This is a genomic window from Streptosporangium longisporum (genome assembly GCF_039534895.1).
In the GTDB taxonomy this organism is placed as follows: Bacteria; Actinomycetota; Actinomycetes; order Streptosporangiales; family Streptosporangiaceae; genus Streptosporangium; species Streptosporangium longisporum.
Window position 1 is genome coordinate 1 of sequence record NZ_BAAAWD010000012.1, and the last position, 22,102, is coordinate 22,102.

The 22,102-nt window shown below is 71.1% G+C and carries 14 protein-coding genes; 6 read left to right on the top strand and 8 right to left on the bottom strand.

Annotated elements, in window-relative coordinates; translation table 11 throughout:
• The first annotated feature begins 223 nt into the window (after positions 1–223).
• From ABD832_RS21300 to ABD832_RS42240, 3 genes are all read left to right on the top strand, one after another.
• Entirely contained in the window at positions 224–421 is a 198-nt protein-coding gene (locus ABD832_RS21300; RefSeq protein ID WP_344898161.1) for a hypothetical protein, read from the top strand.
• Positions 422–1,214: 793 nt separating this feature from the next.
• A complete protein-coding gene (locus tag ABD832_RS21305) occupies positions 1,215–1,535 on the top strand; it encodes a hypothetical protein (RefSeq protein ID WP_344898163.1) in 321 nt (106 codons plus the stop codon).
• On the top strand, positions 1,532–1,759 hold the full coding sequence (locus ABD832_RS42240) for a glycosyltransferase family protein (protein WP_425582625.1): 228 nt from the start codon (positions 1,532–1,534) through the stop codon (positions 1,757–1,759). Before ABD832_RS21305 ends, ABD832_RS42240 begins: the two co-directional genes overlap by 4 nt.
• A gap of 5,053 nt (positions 1,760–6,812) precedes the next feature.
• Here the strand turns inward: ABD832_RS42240 and ABD832_RS21310 are convergent.
• The 7 genes from ABD832_RS21310 to ABD832_RS21340 all read right to left on the bottom strand — a co-directional run bounded on the left by ABD832_RS21310 (position 6,813) and on the right by ABD832_RS21340 (position 16,277).
• Positions 6,813–6,941, bottom strand: coding sequence for a hypothetical protein (locus tag ABD832_RS21310; RefSeq protein WP_344898164.1), 129 nt, complete (start codon positions 6,939–6,941; stop codon positions 6,813–6,815).
• 1,160 nt (positions 6,942–8,101) lie between these two features.
• Positions 8,102–8,269, bottom strand: coding sequence for a hypothetical protein (locus ABD832_RS21315; RefSeq protein ID WP_344898166.1), 168 nt, complete (start codon positions 8,267–8,269; stop codon positions 8,102–8,104).
• 2,429 nt (positions 8,270–10,698) lie between these two features.
• Entirely contained in the window at positions 10,699–10,998 is a 300-nt protein-coding gene (locus ABD832_RS21320) for a hypothetical protein (RefSeq protein ID WP_344898168.1), read from the bottom strand.
• A 1,283-nt stretch (positions 10,999–12,281) separates the two neighbouring features.
• Complete coding sequence (locus ABD832_RS21325) at positions 12,282–12,674, bottom strand: hypothetical protein (protein ID WP_344898170.1); 393 nt, start codon at positions 12,672–12,674, stop codon at positions 12,282–12,284.
• A gap of 829 nt (positions 12,675–13,503) precedes the next feature.
• Positions 13,504–13,644 (bottom strand): hypothetical protein, encoded by a 141-nt coding sequence (locus tag ABD832_RS21330; RefSeq protein WP_344898172.1) that lies wholly within the window; start codon positions 13,642–13,644, stop codon positions 13,504–13,506.
• A gap of 1,125 nt (positions 13,645–14,769) precedes the next feature.
• Entirely contained in the window at positions 14,770–15,354 is a 585-nt protein-coding gene (locus ABD832_RS21335) for an alpha-L-arabinofuranosidase C-terminal domain-containing protein (RefSeq protein ID WP_344898456.1), read from the bottom strand.
• Positions 15,327–16,277 (bottom strand): hypothetical protein, encoded by a 951-nt coding sequence (locus tag ABD832_RS21340; RefSeq protein ID WP_344898174.1) that lies wholly within the window; start codon positions 16,275–16,277, stop codon positions 15,327–15,329. The genes ABD832_RS21335 and ABD832_RS21340 overlap by 28 nt, the downstream gene beginning before the upstream one ends.
• Before the next feature lie 186 nt (positions 16,278–16,463).
• Here ABD832_RS21340 and ABD832_RS21345 point away from each other — a divergent pair, with 186 nt between their 5' ends.
• The gene (locus ABD832_RS21345) at positions 16,464–17,501 is read left to right on the top strand and encodes a LacI family DNA-binding transcriptional regulator (protein ID WP_344898176.1); all 1,038 of its coding nucleotides are present in this window, start codon (positions 16,464–16,466) and stop codon (positions 17,499–17,501) included.
• 74 nt (positions 17,502–17,575) lie between these two features.
• On the opposite strand, the gene ABD832_RS21350 is transcribed toward ABD832_RS21345, so the two are convergent.
• Positions 17,576–17,974, bottom strand: coding sequence for a PPOX class F420-dependent oxidoreductase (locus ABD832_RS21350; protein ID WP_344898178.1), 399 nt, complete (start codon positions 17,972–17,974; stop codon positions 17,576–17,578).
• A gap of 50 nt (positions 17,975–18,024) precedes the next feature.
• Between ABD832_RS21350 and soxR the strand changes: the two genes are divergently transcribed.
• A complete protein-coding gene (gene soxR, locus ABD832_RS21355; protein ID WP_344898180.1) occupies positions 18,025–18,501 on the top strand; it encodes a redox-sensitive transcriptional activator SoxR in 477 nt (158 codons plus the stop codon).
• 214 nt (positions 18,502–18,715) lie between these two features.
• The gene (locus tag ABD832_RS21360; protein ID WP_344898182.1) at positions 18,716–21,979 is read left to right on the top strand and encodes a cellulose binding domain-containing protein; all 3,264 of its coding nucleotides are present in this window, start codon (positions 18,716–18,718) and stop codon (positions 21,977–21,979) included.
• The last annotated feature ends 123 nt before the right edge of the window (positions 21,980–22,102 follow it).

Sequence of the window (22,102 nt, forward strand, 5' to 3'; positions counted from 1 at the left end):
GTCAGCACGGACTCTGTTCTCCCGGCCCGGTCTTCGGCGGGCGTGCTGGACGAGGCGGGCCGCGGGACGCGTATGCGGCCGGAACGGACGAGCTCTCTCGTACCGGCGGGTGGGCGGGGCCGTCATGTCGAACGGCGGTGGACGGCTTTTGGATCGACCGCTGGAGCGACGGCGAGCTCGTCGCACCGGACAGCGGGGCGGCGGTGCGAAGGTGGTAAGGTCCGTGACCGATCTGGGGGGCCGCACGACCTTCGCCGAGCTCGCCGCGGTGCTCGCGCGGCGTGCGTCGTGGTTCGCCCGCCGACAGCTGGCCCACCTCCCACCATCGCGGCGGTGCCGGTCGCACGCCCGTGGTCAGGCCTGTTTCGCCCCCGTGGTCCTCGCCTGGGCGCTGGGCGCCGTACGGGGTCCCGGTTGGTGATCCTCTGGACCACGTGGGCGCCCTGTGCCGGGGCACCCGCGGCCGTCACTGCCCGGTCCCGTGTGGCATCCGTGCCTGTCGGTCGTGGCGGAGTTCACGGTCGTCAGCGTCGAGCCGCCTGACGTTCGTCGAATGTGGAGAGCGTGAACGCATGACGTTCACGAAGAGACCCTGACATGAGGACCGTGAACATGAGGGCCCGGACATGAAGGCCGGACATGATCGCCGACCCCGCGGGCCGAGAACAGGCGGACCCTCAATCCCGCCGCGCCGGGGCTCGGAGGAGGACGGGCGCCCGTCGCGGCCCGGTGGACTCGGTTGGAACCGGGTGGACCTGCGGTGGACCGCGGCGGCCCTGGATGGCTTCGACGATTCCCGGCGGACCCGGCGACCCGGGTGGCCCTGACGCCCCGGCGACCGGCCCGGTCTGGTGGTGCTGCGCGGCCTGGGCATGGCGACCTGCTCACCGCCGTGCCCGCGCTGCGCGCCCTGCGGCGCTCCCAACCGATTCACTGGATCGTGCGGCCGTACCCTCCGCCCTGGCACCCCTGGTCGCTGATCGTGCGCGGTGGACGATATTCGTGCGAAGTCGCCGGTCCCCGGTCCGTTCCCGCCGCTGGGGCGGATGCGTGGAGCGTCGCCGTCAACTCTGTACGGCGGGGCCCTCGACGGTCGCCGCGCTGCACCTACCGGTCCGGCCCGGCTGTCTGACCCACGCGCAAGCGGCCTTTCCCACCGTGGCACGGGCCGCCCTGGCGGGAGGTTCTGCACGATGTGACGCGCTGGTGCGACTATGATCGGCTGGTACGGCTCCCGGGCGAACCGGCAGGCCGATCTGCCCTGGACGCCCCGCCTGCGCCGAGGGGAGCCCGGCGTCGTCGTGCATCCCGGTGGCCGCTTACCCGGCAACGCTGGCCACCGGACGGGGTTCGCGCTGGTCGCCGCGGCGCTGCGGGAGGACGGGCACGAGGTGGTCGTCACCGTGGCGGTCGCCAGGGAGCGCGACTGGCCGAGCGGGTGGCGCTGCTCGCGCGGCTGCCGTCCTCGTGCGTGCTGCCGGGCGTACCGGGCCGCTGGAGCTGGCCGCGCTGGTGGGCCGGGGCTTGCCTGGTGATCTGCGGGGACACCGGTGTCGCCCACCTGGCGACCGCGTTCGCCACCCCGTCCGTGGTGATTGTTCGGCCCGTCCATCGCCCACGTCTCTGGGGTACCCCGCCGACGGACCGCACGTCGTGCTCTGGTCGGGCGGCCAGGGGGAGCCCTACGCCTACCGGCCCGCCAGGGGCTGCTGGAGATCGGTGTGCGGGACGTCCTCGGCGCCGCGGAACGCCTGCTTGAGGTGAGCGTACGGTGAGCGCCCGGCGGGTGGTGGTCACCGTGACGGTCGTCGATGCCGGGCGTCGTGGGGACGACGGTTGGGGGTCAGGCCCGGTGTGGGGGGGCTCGCGCGGGAACGCGCCGAGGCGAGGAACGCCTTAAGCCCGGTGATGACCTCGTGGTTGTCGGTGAGACCGTCCACGGTGTCCTCGAAACGCCGTGCGAGCCCGGTATGATCCGGCGGTCCAGGCCTCGTCGCCGGTCGCGCAGGGCGGCCCGGAGCGACTCGGCGTCCCGTGGAGCCGCTCGGTGGTCTCGTTTCACGCGGCCATCACCTCGGCGGTCAGTAGTCCACCCTGGCCCGAGAGCGGAGACGACGTCCCGCGCGGATGCCGGGCCTCGCTCATCAGCGTGGCGACCCGCTCGGCGCAGGTGCGACAGGTAGGCGCCTCGCGCGGCGGAAGAACGTGCTCGCATGTGAAACCGGCGAAGTAGTTAGCCACCCGACCGCCGGAGAAGTAGTGGTACCGCCAGGATCAGTGCCGAAGACGAGATGGCCGCCGACGCGGAACGAGCATCCGCCGGCGATCTCCAGGGCCCTCCGCCTCGTGCCGGCGGTGCACCTCTGATGCCGGGCGCTCCCGGGACACGCCGATCTCGTGCACCACTCTGCCGTGCCCCGAAATAGAGGTTCCACGGCAGGGTGAGGAGCACGACCAGCCAGATCAGACTGATCGCGCCGAGTCCCAGGACAGGAACGTGGAGCAGCGGGACGTCGGCGTACACGAGGAGCCACGCGGCGACCACGTGCAGACGAGGGCGGCAGTAAAAAATCCACATTTTCATGATCAGAGCATTTCGAAGGATCGCGAAGTCCGCGGGAGAGGCCGGGCACTCAGCCGCGCCTGAGCATCCTGACTCAGATCCGCGCCGCCCGTGCTACGGTCCCGCCCGGCCGTCCTCACTCCGGCGTGTGCCTCACTTCGCCTCGTGCCGGTTGCCCCGTTTCCGTTCCCCGGTCGGTCCTCACCCGTGGGACGTCCCGTCGGCCGCGTCCGTGGCCCGCTATCAGTGGGTTTCGGTCGTCCGGTCTCCGGGGCCTGGGTTTCGTCCCGTCCGATCTCCAGACTACCGTCGGCCGTCCACCGTGCCGAGGTCGTGCGGCCAGGCCGCGCGCGGCGCGCCACCGCCGAAGAGGCGGCGTGATCGGGATTGGACGGTGTGCGTGACGACGGTCGCCGTACCGGCGGTCCCTGAGCCAGCCGACGAGGCGCGCGGCGGCCTCCCCGGCGATGCCCCGGCCCTGCCAGGCGTCCCCACCACCCAGGCCACGGCCGTCGCGGTCCTGGGGTGACTGGTCGCCTGGACGTAGCCGCCACCGGTCCGGGCCGTCGAAGGCGGATCACCCGTGAGCCATGACTCCGCTGTTGCCGGGTAAGGGGCGGGCCGGCGACCAGGCGGGCCGTACCGGCTCGCGGAGCCGTTCGGGGGTCTCCGGAGAGGCCCCGACGAAGGTGTTGCAGGGCCGGATCGCCGAGCACCTCGGCCATCTCGTGCGCGTGCGTGGTGCACCGCAAGGGGTAGCGACGTGTGAGCCGGGCGGTCTCGGTGGTAGTTCGGCGTCCATAGTTCCGGACGAGTGTCCCACGGGGCGCCGCCGGGCGCTCCCCGGGTGAGTGGTGACTTTTCACGGTCCCACTCACGTGGAGCCCGGGGGACCTCCCGACGTGGGTGCGCGAAGGCCGCGGTGGGTCGTGGTGTGTGCCCGCCCGAGCGTGGCCGGAACGCGGATCCAGGCGTGTCATCGGACGCGTCCGTGAGCGCGGTCCGCGCGCGGTCAGGCGGTGGTGTGGCCGGTCGACGCTGCCCGTGCAGGACGTGCTTCGATGACCATTGACGCGGCACCGATTCATGCCCGCTACGGTTCGCCCAGCTCGCTGGCGGTGATCGTCAGGTGGCTTGGGTTGGCCCAGCGTGGACTCGTTTTGGCTGTAGATGACCTCGTGCGCGGCCCTCGAGCACCTGCTCCCCGCCTCGGAGATGTCGCCCGCCCGACGACTAATCACCGCGGGGTTGAAGAGAGATTTGACGATCGAGGGCGAGCACGTTCCGGCCGACGCTCGTCGGCCCGCCTGCCCTGGATCAGCTGGACGGTGCCTGGGTGTTTTGCCGGTCCGGTACCAGGCGGAACCACGTCCGCGGCTGTGTCCTCGCGTCCACCCCCTCCGCGCGGAGCCGGGTGGCCATGGCGGCGCCGCGCGACGGCCCTCCAGGCAGCCGAGGTTGCGTCAGCGGCGTGACTGTGTCGAGCCCGGAGCCACCCGGATGTGGCCATGTCGCGTGCGCGCCATGGGCACCCCGGGTGGCGGGCGGCGGTCGCTGATGATGCCGCAGCCGATACCGGTGCCGATCTTTATGAAGGTTAAGGTGTGGGTCGGGCCTGCGGGCGGGCCGCCCCAGTGCTCAGCCGAGTCGCCATGATGTTCACGTCGTTGTCGACGAGGACGGGGACGCCGAGGCGCTCGAGCGCGTAGCCACTCCGGGACGGTGAAAACCGTCCCACCCGGCATTATCGGCGGGTTTGACCGGGCTTTCTCCCTGAGCCGTAGACTCGACCGGCTCTCGTGAGACCGACGCCGTACGCCGCAGACTGGTGGTCGAGGCGGTGGCCGGTCCCGGCGAGTCATGGTCCTTCGAAGGTGTGCTGCAGCCAGCCGAGGGTCTGCCTCGGGGCGCGGTCTATGGGCATTCTCTCGACCGCGCGTTCGCGAGGACGTAGTGGTGCCGTGAGGTCGGTGATCGCGAACCGGGCGTGGGTCGCGCCCAGGTCGGCTGGCGAGGCCACCGCGGTCGGTTGCGGTTGAACGTGAGGCGATGGGGGACTGCCCCCGGAGGAGATGGCCTCCTCGGTGGGCACGATCACTCCAGGCTCACCGCGCGTCGAGCCGTGGGCGAGGGTGGACCTTGGCCAGCCGGTCAGGCTGGACCACTCGCGCGGGTCCGTGGGCCTGCGGCGTCGCGCAGGATGTTCAGAGGAGCGCCCGGCCCGGCGATCGAGCCGTTTCGGCCTCGTTGATTCATTCGCACAGTCAACACCTCTCGTCTCACGTGTTGAGGACTTTAAGCCCGTCAACGGCTCCATTATGCCCAGCGGAGAGGTACTTTTTGACGACCGCCGACTTAAGACGTGTGATGTGTGACGTTTTGAGGGTCCCGATGGTCCTGAACCGCCGGTCCGCCCGGCTTCCGGGGCGCCGGGTTCACGGGCGCCCCGGTTCCGTCCGGAAGCCCGGTGGCGCGCCGGGACGGCGGAAGAACGCGGCCACCTCGTAGGGGTCGGACGGGGTCGTGTGGCGAGGGCGAGCATCTCCTTTCGGCGTTCCGGTTCGACCTTGACGGGTGGGCCGAACACGTGCGGGCCCGCTCCGTCGTCCAGCAGCCGGGTGAGCATCAGGTCGCCGGGCAGTGCCTGGCCGCCAGCAGCTACGTGTCGGCCAGCGTCCCCGCTCCCCACCGGCCGACCCACCGGCCGACCCACCGGCGTCCCCGGTCGCGTCCCGGCGTCCGTGCCGCTTCCGGATGGGGCCGGTGCCCGCGGACGGGTCGTTCCCCGGACGGGTCCTTCCGCGGGTCGTTCCCGGGTCCGGTGACCGCGGCCACGGTGATCTCGTTCCCCGGACACGTCCCAGGACTCCCACAGCCGCAGCGGCGTCCGCCGCCAGGACTCCAGCAGGCTCACCTCGTTCGTCGCGCAGCCAGTCCCCTCGCGCGGGCCAGGAACTCGCCGACGACGTCGTTCTCGAACAGCGCCAGGTCCGCCAGGGCGGGCTCGGCCCGCGGACGCTCAGCCCGATCAGGTCCTCGATCAGCGCCTGCGGGCCGGGCGGTAGGCGTACACGAGCAGCCTGGCGGAACAGGTGCGCGGCCCGTTCGGGCAGCGGGTCGCCCGGGTCGGTGGGCCACGCGGCGTACTCGGCCGCGTCGCGCTCGGCCGGCCTCCAGGCCGGGGGAGAGGAAGAGCACCTCGGAGTCAGCCCGGCGGCCTCGATACGAGCGGCTCCTCGCCTCGGCCGACCTGTCGCCAGCACAGCGCGGCCGGTTCGTAGGGGCAGCGCCTCGGCCCACGGCCGGGGCGAGCGGCTCGCGGCTCCACCTCGTCGGCGATCCTGGCGATGTCACCTTCTGCGACCGGGCAGGTAGGTGAAGGCCTTGGACATTGGTCGGCGCCCTCGCCGTAGGTGCGCAGCGCGCTGCGCACCAGGGCCAGCATGATGATGTCCAAGGGGGTCGAGATTCGGCGACGGCGCCACGTCCACTGCGCGCCGGACGATGCCCAACCGGCCGTCGCGCAGCTCCAGCGAGGCGTTGTCGCGTCAGCGGGGCCAGCGGCGGCAGCGGGTCGGCGAAGGTCTCGGGCGCCTTCATCAGTAGCTCAGACCACGACTTCGACCGGCACTGCCTGGCTGGGCTCGCAGGCCCTCGTGCGAAGGCGCGCAGCGGGTCGATCGCCTGCTCGCCAACGCCTGACGACCCGCATCGCGCGTTCGGGCGGGGTCGTCCTCCAGCCGGCCACGGAGCACCTTCAGGGCGCAGCCGCGCAGGCGCAGTCTCGGAGCCTCCTGGCCCGGTTCCACCCCGTCTCACCAGCCGTCGGGCCCGGTCAGCGCGGGCTCGCCGTGGTGTCGATCGGAGGTACGGGATCCCGGCCGCCCCGGGCCAGCGCACGCCGTCGCCGTCGGCAAAGACGTGCCAGCAGCCTCAGGTCGTCGGAGGCCGGAGCACCCCGCTCGCCAGTGTCGGCCGGGTTGAGTGAGGTGCGTCAGCCCGGGGGCGCCTCTCGCTCAGCGTCAGGAGGTCGTGCTCATCCCCTCATTGTTTCTCGACGTCCGGCATGGGGATGCCGCCCTCCCCCCTTTCGGAGTCCCGTTCGCTCCGTAAGGGGTAAGGGCGGCCGGGGGGTGCGGCCGGGGTGCCGGCCGCCGGACCGGCCGGAGGTTCTCGGGCCGGTGTGGGGCCGATCGCGCGGCGGGTCGGGTGACGTCCGCGTGCTCATGGCCCCGCCGGGGCCGTCCGCCTACGGCCTGGTCAGGCCGAGGGTGTACGAGCCCGAGCCGCTGGTAGGCGTGCACCCGCACCCGGTAGGTGCCGCGGTGCCGTTGTAGGTGAACGCCTCGTCGGGGCCGGAGCTGTGTCCGCTGGCCACGGTGGTCCAGGTGGAGCCGCTCAGCTTCCTGCAGGTAGGCGTCGTTAGTCGGTGCCGTTGGGGCCGTCCAGGCAGACGCGGTGGACGCCCGCCGCGGCGCTGTAGCCGGCGGTGCCGGGCTGGTAGGCGTTGGCGTTGGAGGTTCAGCGAGCCGGTGTAGGTGTTGGTGTGTAGCCGGTGCAGCGGTGGGCGGCGTTGGTCCGCCCGGTCACCAGGGTGAGCCCGTAACACCGAGAGGATCTCGTTGATCGGCGTGTGGTAGAGGTCGTGCCGCGGAGGTGGCAGTTGCCCGAGCCGCCGAGGTGACGCCCTGCGCCTGCGTGCCGGAGATGTAGGAGCCGCCGGAGTCCACCGGGCTCGGCGCAGACGGTGGTGCGGGTCAGGCCCGTGATCGTGCCCTCGGGGTAGGTGTGACGCTGGTGTTGTGCTGGCTGACTAGGTGCCGCAGCGGTACTGGTGGTGGAGCCCGAGCGGCAGATGAGCTGCCACGACCTGCTGGGTGGAGCCGTTCACCGGCAGGATGCCGGCGCTGTAGCCGTTCACCACGCGGTGGGCGTCCAGTTGGCGTTGACCGGACCCACGCGTAGTCGTTGCCCGGGAAGGAGGAACCCTGGAAGGTGCCCTGGGCGACCCGGTTGAAGCCCTGGGTGGCGGTGCGACCGTGCCGCAGTGACCGGCGGTGGCGAAGCGCCCTGGCTGCCGCGGGTGACCGAGAAAGCCGACCGAGCACCGGCCGCCCATGTAGTAGGCGTCGCCGCCGCGGGACGTCGTACAGCGGCGTGGGTCTCCTGGGAGGCCTCGATGCGCGGACCAGCGAGGCGTCCACGCCGCTGCCGTTCACGAACGCCTGTGCTCGGCGACGTCGCCCGCAGCACGACGACGCTGTTTGGTGCGCGCGGTCGACGTACCAGGAGGGACGGACTTCGCGGCGCTGGCTCACGAGCCGTCCGAGGTGGGCCTTGGCCGCCTCCAGCGTGGGCAGGGATGCTTGAAGAGCTTGACCTCCCGCGCCGACTTCGCCAAGGAGGCGACCTTGGTGGAGTCGCTGTGGCGACGACCAGTGTTCCGAGGTGGGGGCCGTTCACCCATGCCCCGGCGTAGGCGGCACCGAGCTGTCGCGCGCAGGGCGGGCTCGATCTTGGCCGCGGCGGCCTCGTTGATCAGCCGGGGGCGGCCTGCTCGCCGGTCCGCGCGAGGTCACGCCGGATGGCGTCGAGCACCCGGGGGAGGGCTTGGCGGCGTTCGCCGCCACCTTGGCGCGGGCCTCGGCGAAGGTAGGGGGTCGCGGACTGCGCCCGGACCCTGCTGGCCAGGGCGGTGGCGGCCACCAGTGTGAGGCGAGCGCGAAGCCCGCCGTCACGGCACTTCTGCGGAGCATTGGTTCTCTCCTTGCGTGGGGGTCCCGTCACGGTAACGGTCCGTCCGCAAGGCAGGGGTCTACCAAATGTCTATCGTCACGTTATGGAGCGCGTAGCCCAGTCCGGGATTGTCGACCAGCCATTCGGCGCTACCTTCGTGCTCCGACACCCGACCGCGTCGGAGTGACGCGGCCTGGCGTGCTCGAGGATCGACGCCGCGACCGCGGCGCCGGAGGCCTCCGGGTGCCAGCCGAACAGCTGCCGCCAGCGCAACGGGGCCCCGGCGATCGGCACCAGCCGCAGCCCTTCGCGGGCTGGAAGGTCCCCTGGACACAGGCGGGTCGGCACGGCCCACCCTTGGCGAGGTCATGCAGGTGGCCACTCGGTCTCGTAGATGCGTCCGGGGGGTGAACCGGCGTGGGCAGGCCGTGGCGAGCAGTCGTGCCGAAGCAGCTGTCGCCCGGGGTGACCGTCCACTGCTCGTCGGCCAGCTCGGCCAGCTCCTCCCTCCTTCCTTCCACCAGCGGATGGTCCTCGTTGAGCAGCACGAAGACCGGGTCGATGCCCACCGTCGACCACACCACCGGGCCCCTCCACCGGAGCGGGCTCATCCCGCACGCCCCGATGAACGCGAAGTCGATCCGGCCGAGCATCACCATGGGTGGTGAGCTCCTTGGCCGACCAGGAGGTGTGGGTGCTGACCGGTGGTGTTGGGCCAGGCGGTGGCGAGGCGGTCCATCAGGCCGCCCAGGATCGGCCCCGTTGGTGGCGCCGAGCGGTAGCTGGGAACGTCGAGTTCGCGTTGGCGAACTGAGTGCCTCCTCCTGGGTTCACGGGCGGGCGTGTGCAACAGCACCATCCGCCCTGGACACACCAGCTCCCCCGGGGCGTGGGCCGTGCGCGTTGTGGTCGTGCGTTCGAAGAGAGCTCCCCCGAGCCACGCTCTATCCGTTTGAGTTGCGCGGTCGTGCGGGTTGTGCAAGTCCGAGGTGAGTGGCGGCCTTGGTGGACGCTGCAGCCTGTCACACCGCGCGCACGATCTTGAGATGTCGGAGCTCGAGATCCATACCGGGAACGTAAGGCCGCAACGTTTATGGCGCAATGCCAACATGTCATGAAATATGACTCAATTTTGTCGAATCGTTCCAATGGCCGTTGCGGATGGAAGAAGGACGCCGGGTTTTCGGACGACCTTTTTATCCTCCTCTGAGACTGAATATCCGTCCGTCCCTGGTGGGAGGCTAGCTTCGACCCTTCCTTACCACTCGTTTTCCGGGATCCGGATTCACCGATGTTTTCGGTCAGCCCGACGGCCCCTATCTCAGCATGCGAGATATCCCCCCGAGCCCTCGGCGGACAGGAACCCGCGATGACCGGAAGGAGTCCGCTGAGCGGCCGGTACGGCGGTGCGGGGAAGCGCCGGGAGAAGGCCGGGACGCCCTTGGTTGACGCTTCGTGACACCGTACGACGGGACGTGACGGCGGGCGGCGAGGGGTGACGGCACGGGGTGACGGCACGGGGTGATGTGCGGGACGACGGCACGGGACGACGGCAGGGGACGCGCGTGGTGCCGGCCGGGTGCCCGTGACGGCGGGGCCCGCGCGGGGCGAGGAAGGGAAGTGTGCGGGTAGGGACAGGGGGGTTTCCCGGTCGGGGACGCGGTTATGATCCGCCGATGGAACGTGGCCGCGACTCACCTGTCCGCAGGCCCGGATCCGCCCGGCCCGGTGTCCTCCCCGGGACGGACGAGCCGGGCCAGCCGCGCGGCAGAGGAGGCGCGCCGGACGGTTGTCGATCTCGTCGTGTGCGGTGAGGCGACGGGCGGCCGGGTCCACCCTGATTGGCCCGCAGGTATCCTGAAGCGGCCGAGCTTGCCCCATCCCTGCCGAGCCCCCTGGCCTCTCAGCCGGGAACGCAGGGCCGGGCCGTCCGAGCGGACCCAGAGCAGGCGCACCACGGGCCCTCCCAGCTGCTCGACCCATCGCTCCCAGACGGCCGCGTCGTGCATCACCTGGGTGGTGAAGGGGCCCTCCACGCACACGTGCGAGACCGGTGCGAGCGGATCTGCCGGGCGACCTCGGTCAGGCCCTCGTGACTCGTGCCTCTTGACGTTCTCGTCGTACAGGGGGCCCTCGTCGCTCGCCCTCGTCGCGGCCGTGGGCCCGAGGGTGGCCGCCACGAAACCGCCGTAGACGGTGTCCTTTGTGGAGCAGGCCGGGACCGGGTTCCAGCAGCGTCAGCAGCGCCGGCCGCCACGGTCGACTTGCCGGCCCCCGTCCGGCCGTCTCACCACCCACAGCGCCGCCGGCCGCCCGCACGCGTGCCCCCGGAACCACCGGAACCACCGCAACCGCCGGGAGGCGCCGTGACCGCCGGACCACCCCGGGCCCGTCCCCCGTCATGCCGTCCTCAGTCTTCCAGACCTCGTCCACGCTCCCGGCGACGCCGGACGCCTGGGCGAGCCCGGCCTTCGAAGGCCGGGCGCCACAGGGCCGGGTCGAGGACGTCGGCTGCCGAACACGGTGATCGCCGCCTCGTGCGGGCCGACGTGCGCGATCCGGGCGTCGCCCAGCTCGGCGACCTCGGCCTCGAAGCGGGCCCTGGGCGAGACGTGCGCCAGCGGCTCCATGATGAGACGAACGGAGCTGCCCGCGGCCAGGTTCGTGACGTTGCTCGCCGAGCGCACCCCGCCGTCCATGTAGCGGCGCCCGTTGATCTCACCGGCGGGAACCGCACGGGAACCGCGCAGCTGGAGGCGACGGCCGAGACCAGCGGTTGCCCCGGAGTCGTGCGGTCCCAGACCACGAACTCGCCGGTCCCGGCTTCGACCGCGGTGATCAGCAGGCGGCGCACGTGCCACTCCCTTTGACGGGCAGCCGGTCGCCGATCGTCTCGAGTCCTGGCACCGGTGTCCGGCACGGCCAGCGGAGCTCGCCCACCCGGCGCCGGGCCTCCTGCGGCTCAGGGTCGGGTCGTAGAGCAGGCTGAAGGCGGCCTGACCGCCTCCATGTCCACCGTGAGTAGGCGGTCGCGGTCCTCCGACCGCGCCCGCCCGCCGCAGACCGCGGTCTCCAGATCGGCCCCCTCGTGGCCACGAGGGCCCCCACCACCGATCCGCCGGAGGTCCCCGGCACCACCAGGTCGGCCTCCCCAGGTCCGACGCCCGCCCGGCGCAGGCCCCGTGATTGACCCGGGCTCCAGGCGATGCCCGCCACTCCCTCCGCCAACCCCACCATGCTCTCGTCATGCGCCCCATTCTTACCTGTTCATCCCTTGAGGCCGAACGGGAGATGCCCTCGATGACCCAGCGCTTGGGCGACGGGTAGATCAGTGATCACCGGATTGCTGGCGATCACGCACGCCGGCCATCACAGGTCGTAGCGGATGCTGTTGGCGCTCTGGTAGTTGCCGCGGCGCGCCAGGCAGGGTCAGCGTCCTCGGACTGGGAGCAGCACGAAGATCGGCCACAGGAAGTTCGTTCCAGTGGTCAGGAACGACAGCAGCAGGAACAGCGTGCCAGCGCCGGGCGGGCCAGCGGCAGCGCGATGGTGGTGAAGATCTGCCACCGGTGTTGCAGCCGTCCGAGCTCTCGGAGCGGCCCTCCTCGTTTAGCTCCCGGGCAGGGTTGATGAAGAACTGCCGCGGAAGAACACCGCCGAACGCCCCCGCCGCCGCCGGGACGATCACCGCGGCCGGCTGTCCACCCAGGCGAACTCGTTGACGATCAGGAAGTTGGGGATCAGCAGCATCCACCGCACCGGCGGCCGACAGCGTGCGCCACGACCGTCGCGAAGATCGTGCTCCGCCCGCGGAAGCGGAGCCTGGCCAGCGCGTACGCGGCCGGAGCGGCGGTCACCAGGACCAGGGCGCGTGGCCGGTGGCGGCGGCGAGGCTGTGTTGAGGAGGACCACGTCACTGATCGGCGCTGATCCGCGCTGCGAGCAGCTGCGGTAGGCGTCCAGCGAGATCGGTCGGGGATACTCACTGCGGCTCGGTGAGCGGCCGCCTCGCGGGTCTTGAACGAGGGGACGACATGTAGACCAGCGGGCTCTGTACAGCGCCGCGATCACCGCCGAGGACCAGGTGCAGCAGGTGCGCCGCAGCCTTCGGATGTCGGTGTGTCATCCGTGCTCCTGTCCCTGAACGGCGCCGAAGACGCAGGGCGCTGAGCCACCATTCAGGAACGCGGCGAGGATGAAGCTCATCGCGGACGCGGTGGCCCATGTCGAACTGGCGCAGAGCCTGGTCACTCGTGCGATGAGGTGTACTGATCGCGTCTTCGTCCTGGTCGGCGGGCGCCCCGCGGGTGATGATGTAGGACGGGCCGAACATGTTGGCCGAGGCCATGATCGTGGCGCTTGCCAGCACGAACACCGTGACCGGCGCAGCCCCGGCAGGGTGCACCGAGCGGAACCGGTGCCAGGCGGAGGCGCCGTCGAGCCAGCGCGGCTCACGTGCAGCTCGTCGCGGGATGTGCTGGACGAGCCACGCCAGCAGAAGATGACGCGAGTTCAGGCCGAGCGTCCACCATGACCGTCACGCCCGACCAGGACAGCGATCCAGGCGGGCACCACGCGTCGTTGTGTCCACTGCACGTCCGAGGCCGTGGTAGTGGTTTGACCATGCGATGTTGCCGTCCAGCACAGAGACTGCCAGACGAACCCGACGACGCCACGCGCGCATGCACGTACGCGCGAAGTAGCAACGGCCTGGCGGTCAGACGTTGCGTCCCGCGACGCGGCCGTTGCATCAGGAGCAGCGAGCGCGACCAGCAGCGGCGCAGCACGATGAAGCAGCGGCACCGACGCGACCGTGAAGATGCCGGTGGTCCTTCATGCCGTACACAGTAACCGCGAGCCGTCCACGCTGTCGGGGCGTACAGCTCATGACGTAGTGTCTCCAGCCCGACGAACGGCCCTTGTCCGCGGAGTTGGATACGTCCACTCGTGCAGGTCCTGAGTGCCAGAACCCCTAGCCACGAGCGGCAGCACCATGTAAGATCGGCGAAGAGCGCCAGGTAGGGGGCGAGAACGCGTACGCGTCCACGCCCTGCATTCTGCGATGTGCGCCCGAGCCTTGGCGGGCCGGTCCGGTCCGGCGGTGCGGACCGGCCCATCTCCTCGTGAGTCGAGGCTCACTTCTCCTAACTTCCGCTTGTTGTGCGCGGAGCAGCTTGCTTCGGCGGTGACGCCACGCCCCTCCTTCAGCGCGTCGGCCAGACGCCTGCTTCGCACGGCCTGGCGATGGCGAGCTCCAGCGCCTTGGACTGCACGTCACCGACGCCGGGCAGCGGCCGGCAGGAGCGGAAGATGTTCACGTCGGAGGCCAGCCTGATCTGCGGCATGGTCGGCGATCGCCGGGTCCTGCGGGCGGAGTTGCGCGCCGGGGATCAATCCCGGCCTTGGCCCACTCGGTCGACTGGCGGCTGATGTGGTCGATGAAGAACTTGGCCGCCTGGACCTTGTTCGGATCCTTGCCCGCCTGGAGGTCATCACGAATTTGTGCGAGGAGGCCCACGCCGCGGCCGTGCCGCCGATGTTTCGGGATCGGGGACATGCCCCACTTCAGTGGACTTGGCGTTGTCTTCAGGTCGTTGATCTGCCAGATGCCGTCCCAGGTGAAGCTGACCTTGTCCGTTCTTGAAGGCGGCGTACTGGCTGTCCTGGGCGACCTTGGCGGGGCTGAGTGCCCTTGTCGATCTGCTCGACCATCCAGCCCAGGGCCTTGGCCCCCGCGTCGGAGCCCCACAGCGCCTTCGCGGGCCCGTCCTCGCTGTAGAGCTCGCCGCCGACTGCCACAGCAGGGTCATGAACATCAGGTGGGGCCGGCCACTTGCTGGGCATCCAGAACGGGTTCTCGATCCCTGCCTGCTTCAGCCTGCCAGGGCCTCCTCTACCGGCCTGTCGGACGGGGCCTCGCTGAGGTCGATCTTCTCCAGGTGGGAGGTGTTCCAGTAGTCGCCAGGCTGTGCACGTCAGCGGACGCTGTAGCGCTTGCCCTCGTAGATCCGGCGTTCCACACCGCGGGGATGAAGTCGCCTCGCTGAGCTGCACGCGCGCCGACCACGTCGTCCAGCGGGATCAGCGTCTGCCGGGGGCGAAGGTGCCGATCCAGTCGTTGTGGATGACCGCCACGTCCGGGCCCTTGCCCCGGTGATGGCCGTCGGCATGGCCGGGTACAGGTCCTCCCAGCGCCGGTGACGTTTGCGGCCTCGATGCGGCCGGCTTACTCCTTGTTGAACGCCTCCAGCATGGTCCGCATGTGCTGGCCGTCACCGCCGGTGAAGCCGTTCCAGTAGTCCGAGCGTCACCTTCGGGCCGGAGTACTCGGCGAAGGTCGGCGCGGCCGAGGCCGGCGAGAGGCACCGGATCGATCTTGGTACCGCCACCGCAGCGGCCAGCGCCGCGGTGAGGCCGCGGCGCCGGTCAGGCCCATGAACGAGCGGCGGGACAGGGACTGTCATTGTTTCCTACTCCTGAAGGTGCGAAGCGGACGATGTTTCCACGAAACGGGTAGAAGGTTCAGGAAGGCGCGGCGGCCCTCCAGGCGCGCGCCCGCGCCCGGCCTGGGCGTGACGCGGTCGGGCGCGTCGGCGGTGTTGACCGCGACAGGTCGTCGTCGTGAGCTCCATGTGCTCCACGGGCCGCAGGCCGTCGGGCAGCGTGAGCTCCAGCGCGCACGGGCCGTTCCGGTCGCGGTTGACCACGACAGCACCAGCTCGCCGGTCGCCTCGTCCGTGCGTGGCGGTCGCCCAGATCGCGGGCGCCTCCCCGTACCTGGCGGTCGGGATCGTCTCGCACTCGGGCTCGACCCGCAGCACCTGCCCGCGGGCGTGCCTGGCGGTCAGCGCGAACGGGTGGAAGATGCTCTGCCGCCACGCCGGGCCGCCCGGCTCGGTCCTGATCGGGGCGATCACGTTGGCCAGCTGCGCCTGGCAGGCGACGCCGACCCGATCGGCGTTGCGCAGCAGCGTGATGAGCAGGCTGCCGACCACCACCGCGTCGGTCACGTCGTAGGTGTCCTCGATCAGCCGCGGGCGCTCCTGCCAGTCCAGCGCGGACTCGCCCGGGAAGCGGCTCTGGTACCAGACGTTTCCACTCGTCGAAGGAGAGCCTGATCCGCTTGGTGCTGCGCAGCTTGGCGCCCACGTGGTCGGCGGTGGCCGCGATCGAGCGGATCATGTGCTCCATGTCGGCGCCGCTGGCCAGGAAGGAGTCGACGTCGCCGTCGGAGGGGTCGTAGTAGGCGTGCAGCGAGATGTAGTCGACCATCTCGTACGTCGCCTCCAGCACCTCCGCCTCCCACGAGCCGAACGTCGGCATGCCGCTGTTGGAGCTGCCGCAGGCCACCAGCGACAGGCCGTCGTCGAAGCGCAGCAGGGCCCGCGCGGTCTCGGCGGCGAGCCGGCCCGTACTCGGCGGCGGTCTTGTGGCCCATCTGCCACGGGCCGTCCAGCTCGTTGCCCAGGCACCACAGCCGCACGTCGTGCGGCGCCTCGACACCGTGCGCGCGGCGCAGGTCCGACAGGCGGGTGCCACCGGGGTAGTTGCTGTACTCGACCAGCTCCAGCGCCTCGGCGACCCCCCTGGTGCCGAGGTTGAGCGCCATCATCGGCTCGACCCCGGCCTTGGCGGCCCAGGTCATGAACTCGTTGAGCCCGAAGGCGTTGCCCTCCAGGCTGCGCCAGGCCATGTCCAGCCGCGCCGGACGCTCCTCGACCGGGCCGACGCCGTCCTCCCAGCGGTAGTTGGAGACGAAGTTGCCCCCGGGGTAGCGGACCAGCGTCACCCCGAGCTCGCGGGTCAGCTCCAGCACGTCGGTGCGCAGGCCGTCGGCGTCGGCCAGCGGGTGGCCGGGCTCGAAGACACCGGTGTAGACGCAGCGGCCCATGTGCTCCACGAAGGAACCGAAGAGCCGGGGTTCCACCGGGGCGATCCGGAAGGCGGGGTCCAGGGTGAGACGGGCGGTGGTCGCCACGGCACGACCTCTCTGTTAACGCGACATTTCGTGGTAGGTGGTTTCTACAACGTTGTTTCAACGTTGTAAACAGCCGCTTCGGAAGTCGATACCGGGGCGTTACGATCGTCGGGACCGGATCTCGTACGACCCCGCGGAGCGTCGGCCGGGCCGGGCGACGGGGGCCGCGACGGGAATGGGGGAGCGGTGGGAGCGAGCCTGCGCGACATCGCGCGCCTGGCCGGGGTGTCGGTGAAGACCGTCTCCAACGTCGTCAACGGGTACGCCCGCGTGTCGCCCGAGACCCGGGCCAAGGTGGAGGAGGTCCTCTCCCAGCTGGAGTACCGGCCCAACCTGTCGGCGAGGAACCTGCGCCAGGGACGCACCGGCGTGATCGCCCTGGCGCTGCCCGAGCTCGACGCCCCCTACTTCGCGGAGCTGTCCAGGTTCGTCATCGACGCCGCGGCCGAGCTGAGGTGGCTGGTGGTCATCGAGCAGACCGACGGCAGCCTGGAGCGGGAACGGCGCATCCTCGACGGCGTCCGCGACCACCGGGTGGACGGGGTGATCCTCAGCCCGATCGCGATCGGCGCCGACGAGCTGGCCGCGCGCACCGACGCCACCGCGCTCGTGCTGCTGGGCGAGCGGATCCACGACGGCCCGGCCGACCACGTGGCCATCGACAACGTCCGGGCGGCGCGCGACGTCACCGAGCACCTGATCGGGCTCGGCCGCACCCGCATCGCCGCGCTGGGCGCCGAGGACAACGCCGCCAGCGGCACCGCCCCGCTCCGCCTGGCCGGGTACCGCGAGGCCATGGCCGCCCACGGGCTGCCCGAGACGATCGCCACGGTCGAGCGCTACCGCAGGGACCAGGGGGCGGCGGCGATGGCCGGGCTGCTGGAGCGCGCGGAACCGCCCGACGCGGTGTTCTGCTTCAACGACCTGCTGGCGCTGGGCGCCCTGCGCACCCTGCTGTCATGCGGGCTGCGGGTGCCCGAGGACGTCGCGCTGGCCGGCCTCGACGACATCGAGGACGGCCGGTTCAGCACCCCGACCCTGACCACGGTCGCCCCCGACAAGGCCGAGCTGGCCCGGATCGCGGTCGACCTGCTCAAGCAGCGGATCGAGGGCCCGGCCGACCACCCCCCGAAGGAGGTCGGCGCGGGCTACCGGCTGGTGGCCAGGGAGAGCACCCTCGGCCGGTCGCCCGCGCGACCGCGGCCGGCGGGTCCCGGCCGGTGACCGGTTCTCCGATGACCTGTGACCGGCGCTCCGGCGCTCCGGTGCTCCGGGTGACCGGTGCGCCGGGGGCGGGGTCAGACGTCGCGGGCCTTGAGGCCCTCCTGGGCCTCATCGACGCCCCAGGAGATGATCCTGCGCGGGTGGATGCGGATGACCTCGCGGCTGAGGTAGGGGAAGGGGGGCTCGTGGTCCTCGATGGCCTCGGCCTCGCCGCGGATCTCCACGCCCCGCACCCGCCAGGGGTCGGTGGAGGCCAGGTCGTCCACCACGAAGGCCACCCGCGGGTTCGTCCGGACGTTGCGGAACTTCCTGGTGGTCCCCATCGCGCGGCCGTAGATGTCGACGGTGCCGGTCTCGGGGTCGATGTGGAAGCCGGTCGGGCTGTTCTGCAGCCCTCCGGCGGAGTCGGTCGTGGCCAGCCGGCCCAGGTGCCGGTCCTTGAGATAGGCGAGCTCCGCCTCCGTGAATATCATGTCCCCACTCTGTAACCTCAATTTATGTTGAGGTCAAGTTAGACTGGCGCATGCCCAACACTCCGGAGATGACCGTCGGCCAGCTCTCCGCCCGCAGCGGGGTGGCCGTCTCGGCCCTGCACTTCTACGAGGCCAAGGGGCTCATCCGCAGCCGCCGCACCGCCGGCAACCAGCGCCGGTTCCCGCGCGACACCCTGCGCAGGATCGCCTTCATCCGCGTCTCCCAGCGCGTCGGCATCCCGCTCAGGACGATCCAGGAGGCGCTCGCCGCCCTTCCCGACGGCCGCACTCCCACCAGGGAGGACTGGGAGCGGCTCTCCGCCGTCTGGCAGGACGAGCTGGACGGGCGCATCAGGCAGCTCGAACGGCTCCGGCACGGACTGACCGACTGCATCGCCTGCGGCTGCCTGTCGCTGGACCGCTGCGCGCTGGCCAACCCCGACGACGTGGCCGCCGCGCGGGGTCCCGGCTCGCGCCTGATGGTCGCCCCGCGCCGGGAATGCGCTCCCACCTGCGCGGTGGACTGACGCCCGCCACCGTCCCCGGCCCGTCCGCGACGCTCCGGGACGGCGGTACGGGAGTGGGTTTTTTAGTTGTCCATCCAAACTATTGACGCCCCGGGGTCCGGCGTGTGAACCTCTGGGCGTTCATGCACGCGCATCATGGGCGGTCGACGGTCAGGGTCCCGTCACCTGATCGTGCATGGCGGTTTGTCCGTTGCATTGCGAAGGGAAGCCGTACATGCGAAGAAGGCTGTTCAGCGCGCTCGCCGCCGTGGCGATGGCGTGTGCCACGGTGGGCGCGGCCGGCGCGGGGGCGGGTGCCTCGGCGTCCGCAGCCGGGGCCGGAACCGTGTCCGGCCCCGCGGCCCGCTCCGTGGCCGCCGCCGAGCCGTACGAGTGGAAGAACGTGCGGATCGACGGCGGCGGGTTCGTGCCGGGGATCGTGTTCAACCAGAAGGAGAAGAACCTCGTCTACGCCCGCACCGACATCGGCGGCGCGTACCGGTGGGAGCAGGCGAGCAAGAGCTGGACCCCGCTGCTCGACTGGGTGGGCTGGGACAAATGGGGCTACAACGGGGTGGTCAGCCTGGCCACCGACCCGGTGGAGACGAACCGCGTCTACGTCGCCGCCGGCATGTACACCAACAGCTGGGACCCCAACAACGGGGCCATCCTGCGCTCCGCCGACAAGGGCGCCACCTGGCAGGCCACGACGCTGCCGTTCAAGCTCGGCGGCAACATGCCCGGCCGCGGGATGGGCGAGCGGCTGGCCGTCGACCCCAACAGGAACAGCGTCGTCTACTTCGGCGCTCCCGAGGGCAACGGCCTGTGGCGCAGCACCGACAAGGGCGTGACCTGGGCCAAGGTGGCGAGCTTCCCCAACGCGGGCAACCACGCCGACAACCCCGCCGACCCCAACGGCTACACCAGCCACCGTCCGGGCGTGGTCTGGGTGACGTTCGACCCGAGCTCGGCGACCGCGGGCAACACCACGCAGCGGATCTACGTCGGCGTCGCCGACAAGGAGAACACCGTCTACACCTCCGCCGACGGCGGGACCACCTGGAGCCGGGTGGCCGGGCAGCCCACCGGCTACATCGCCCACAAGGGCGTGCTCGACCACGTCAACCACACGCTCTACATCGCGACCAGCGACACCTCCGGCCCCTACGACGGCGCCAAGGGCGACGTGTGGAAGCTGAACACGACCACCGGCGCGTGGACCCAGATCAGCCCGGTCCCCTCCAGCTCGTCCGAGGCGTACTACGGCTACAGCGGTCTCACGATCGACCGGCAGAACCCCGGCACGATCATGGTCGCCACCCAGATCTCCTGGTGGCCGGACGTGATCTTCTTCAGGTCCACCGACTCCGGCGCGACCTGGACCCGCATCTGGGACTTCACCTCCTACCCCAACCGCAGCTTCCGCTACACCATGGACGTCTCCTCCTCGCCGTGGCTGACCTTCGGGACCAACCCGCAGCTGCCCGAGGTGACGCCCAAGCTGGGCTGGATGACCGAGTCGCTGGAGATCGACCCGTTCGACGGCAACCGGATGATGTACGGCACCGGCGCCACGCTGTACGGCACCGAGGACCTCAAGAAGTGGGACACCGGCGGCCAGCTCACCATCAAGCCCATGGCCAAGGGGCTGGAGGAGACCGCGGTCCTCGACCTGATCAGCCCGCCGTCCGGGCCCCCGCTGGTCAGCGCCCTGGGTGACATCGGCGGCTTCCGGCACACGAACCTCGACGCCGTGCCCCCGATGATGTTCACCTCCCCGATCTTCACCTCCACGACCAGCCTCGACTACGCCGAGACCAACCCGGCCGTCATGGTCCGCGCGGGCAACTTCACCGACGCCGACCGGCCGAACGACAGCCACGCCGCGTTCTCCACCGACGGCGGCGCCAACTGGTTCCAGGGGAGCGAACCGGCCGGGATCAACGAGGGCGGCACGATCGCCGCCGCGGCCGACGGCTCCCGGTTCGTCTGGGCGCCCAAGGGCGTGGGCGTGCACCACTCGGTCGGCTACGGAAACTCCTGGACCGCCTCCACCGGCCTGCCGACCGGCGCCGTGGTCGAGTCCGACCGGGTGAACCCGAACAAGTTCTACGGCTTCAGCGCCGGGAGGTTCTACGTCAGCGTCAACGGCGGCGCCTCGTTCACGGCCACCGCCGCGACCGGGCTGCCCGCCGAGGGCAACGTCAAGTTCAAGGCCGTACCCGGCCGTGAGGGCGACATCTGGCTGACCGGGCCCGCAGGCGACACCGGCGCCGCCGCGGGCATCTGGCACTCCACCGACGGCGGCGCGTCGTTCACCAAGCTGCCCGGCGTCACGAACGCGGTCAACATCGGCTTCGGCAAGGCCGCGCCCGGCAAGAGCTACCAGGCGCTGTACACGCTCGCCACCGTCGGCGGCGTCACCGGCGTGTTCCGCTCCGACGACACCGGCGCGAGCTGGGTCAGGATCAACGACGACCAGCACCAGTACGGCAACGCGGGCGAGGCCCTCACCGGCGACCCGCGCGTCTACGGCCGCGTCTACCTCGGCACCAACGGCCGCGGCATCCTGTACGCCGACAACGACGGGACCGTCCCGCCCGACGACACCGTCGCTCCGACCCGGCCGGGTACGCCGGTGGCGTCGGCGGTCACCTCTTCGGGGGCGACGCTGACGTGGGCGGCCTCGACGGACGCGGTGGGTGTGAGCGGGTACGACGTCTATCGTGAGGCGGGTGCGACGGACGTGAAGGTGGCCACGGCCTCCTCGGCGTCGTACGCGCTGAGCGGGTTGAGCGCGGACACCGCGTACACGTTCTACGTGATCGCCCGCGACGCGGCCGGCAACAGCTCCACCGCCTCGGCGCCGGTCACGTTCAGGACCGCGGCCGGACAGGGGGACACCGTCGCTCCGACCCGGCCGGGTACGCCGGTGGCGTCGGCGGTCACCTCTTCGGGGGCGACGCTGACGTGGGCGGCCTCGACGGACGCGGTGGGTGTGAGCGGGTACGACGTCTACCGTGAGGCGGGTGCGACGGACGTGAAGGTGGCCACGGCCTCCTCGGCGTCGCACGTGCTGAGCGGGTTGAGCGCGGACACCGCGTACACGTTCTACGTGATCGCCCGCGACGCGGCCGGCAACAGCTCCACCGCCTCGGCGCCGGTCACGTTCACGACCGCGGCCGGGCAGGGCGGGGGCTGCACCGCGACCTACAAGGTCGCCAACTCCTGGCCGGGCGGGTTCCAGGGCGAGGTGACGGTGAAGAACACCGGCACCTCGGCGACCACCGGCTGGACCGTCACCTGGTCGTTCCCGAACGGCCAGACGATCAGCCAGCTCTGGAGCGGCGTGCACACCCAGACCGGTGCCGCCGTCACGGTGAGGAACACGAACTGGAACGGCGCCCTGGGTGCCGGGGCGTCCACCGTGTTCGGCTTCGGCGCGAGCTGGACCGGCACCAACGGCGTCCCGTCCACCGTCACCTGCACCGTCTCCTGACGACCGCCCCCTGGCCGTCCCCGCGAGGACGGCCAGGGGGGAGGACCCGCCGGTGAAACCGGCCGCCGAGGCCGGGGGGTCCTGGCGGCCCGTCACCGGCCTCCCGGCCCGGAGTGAGAACCA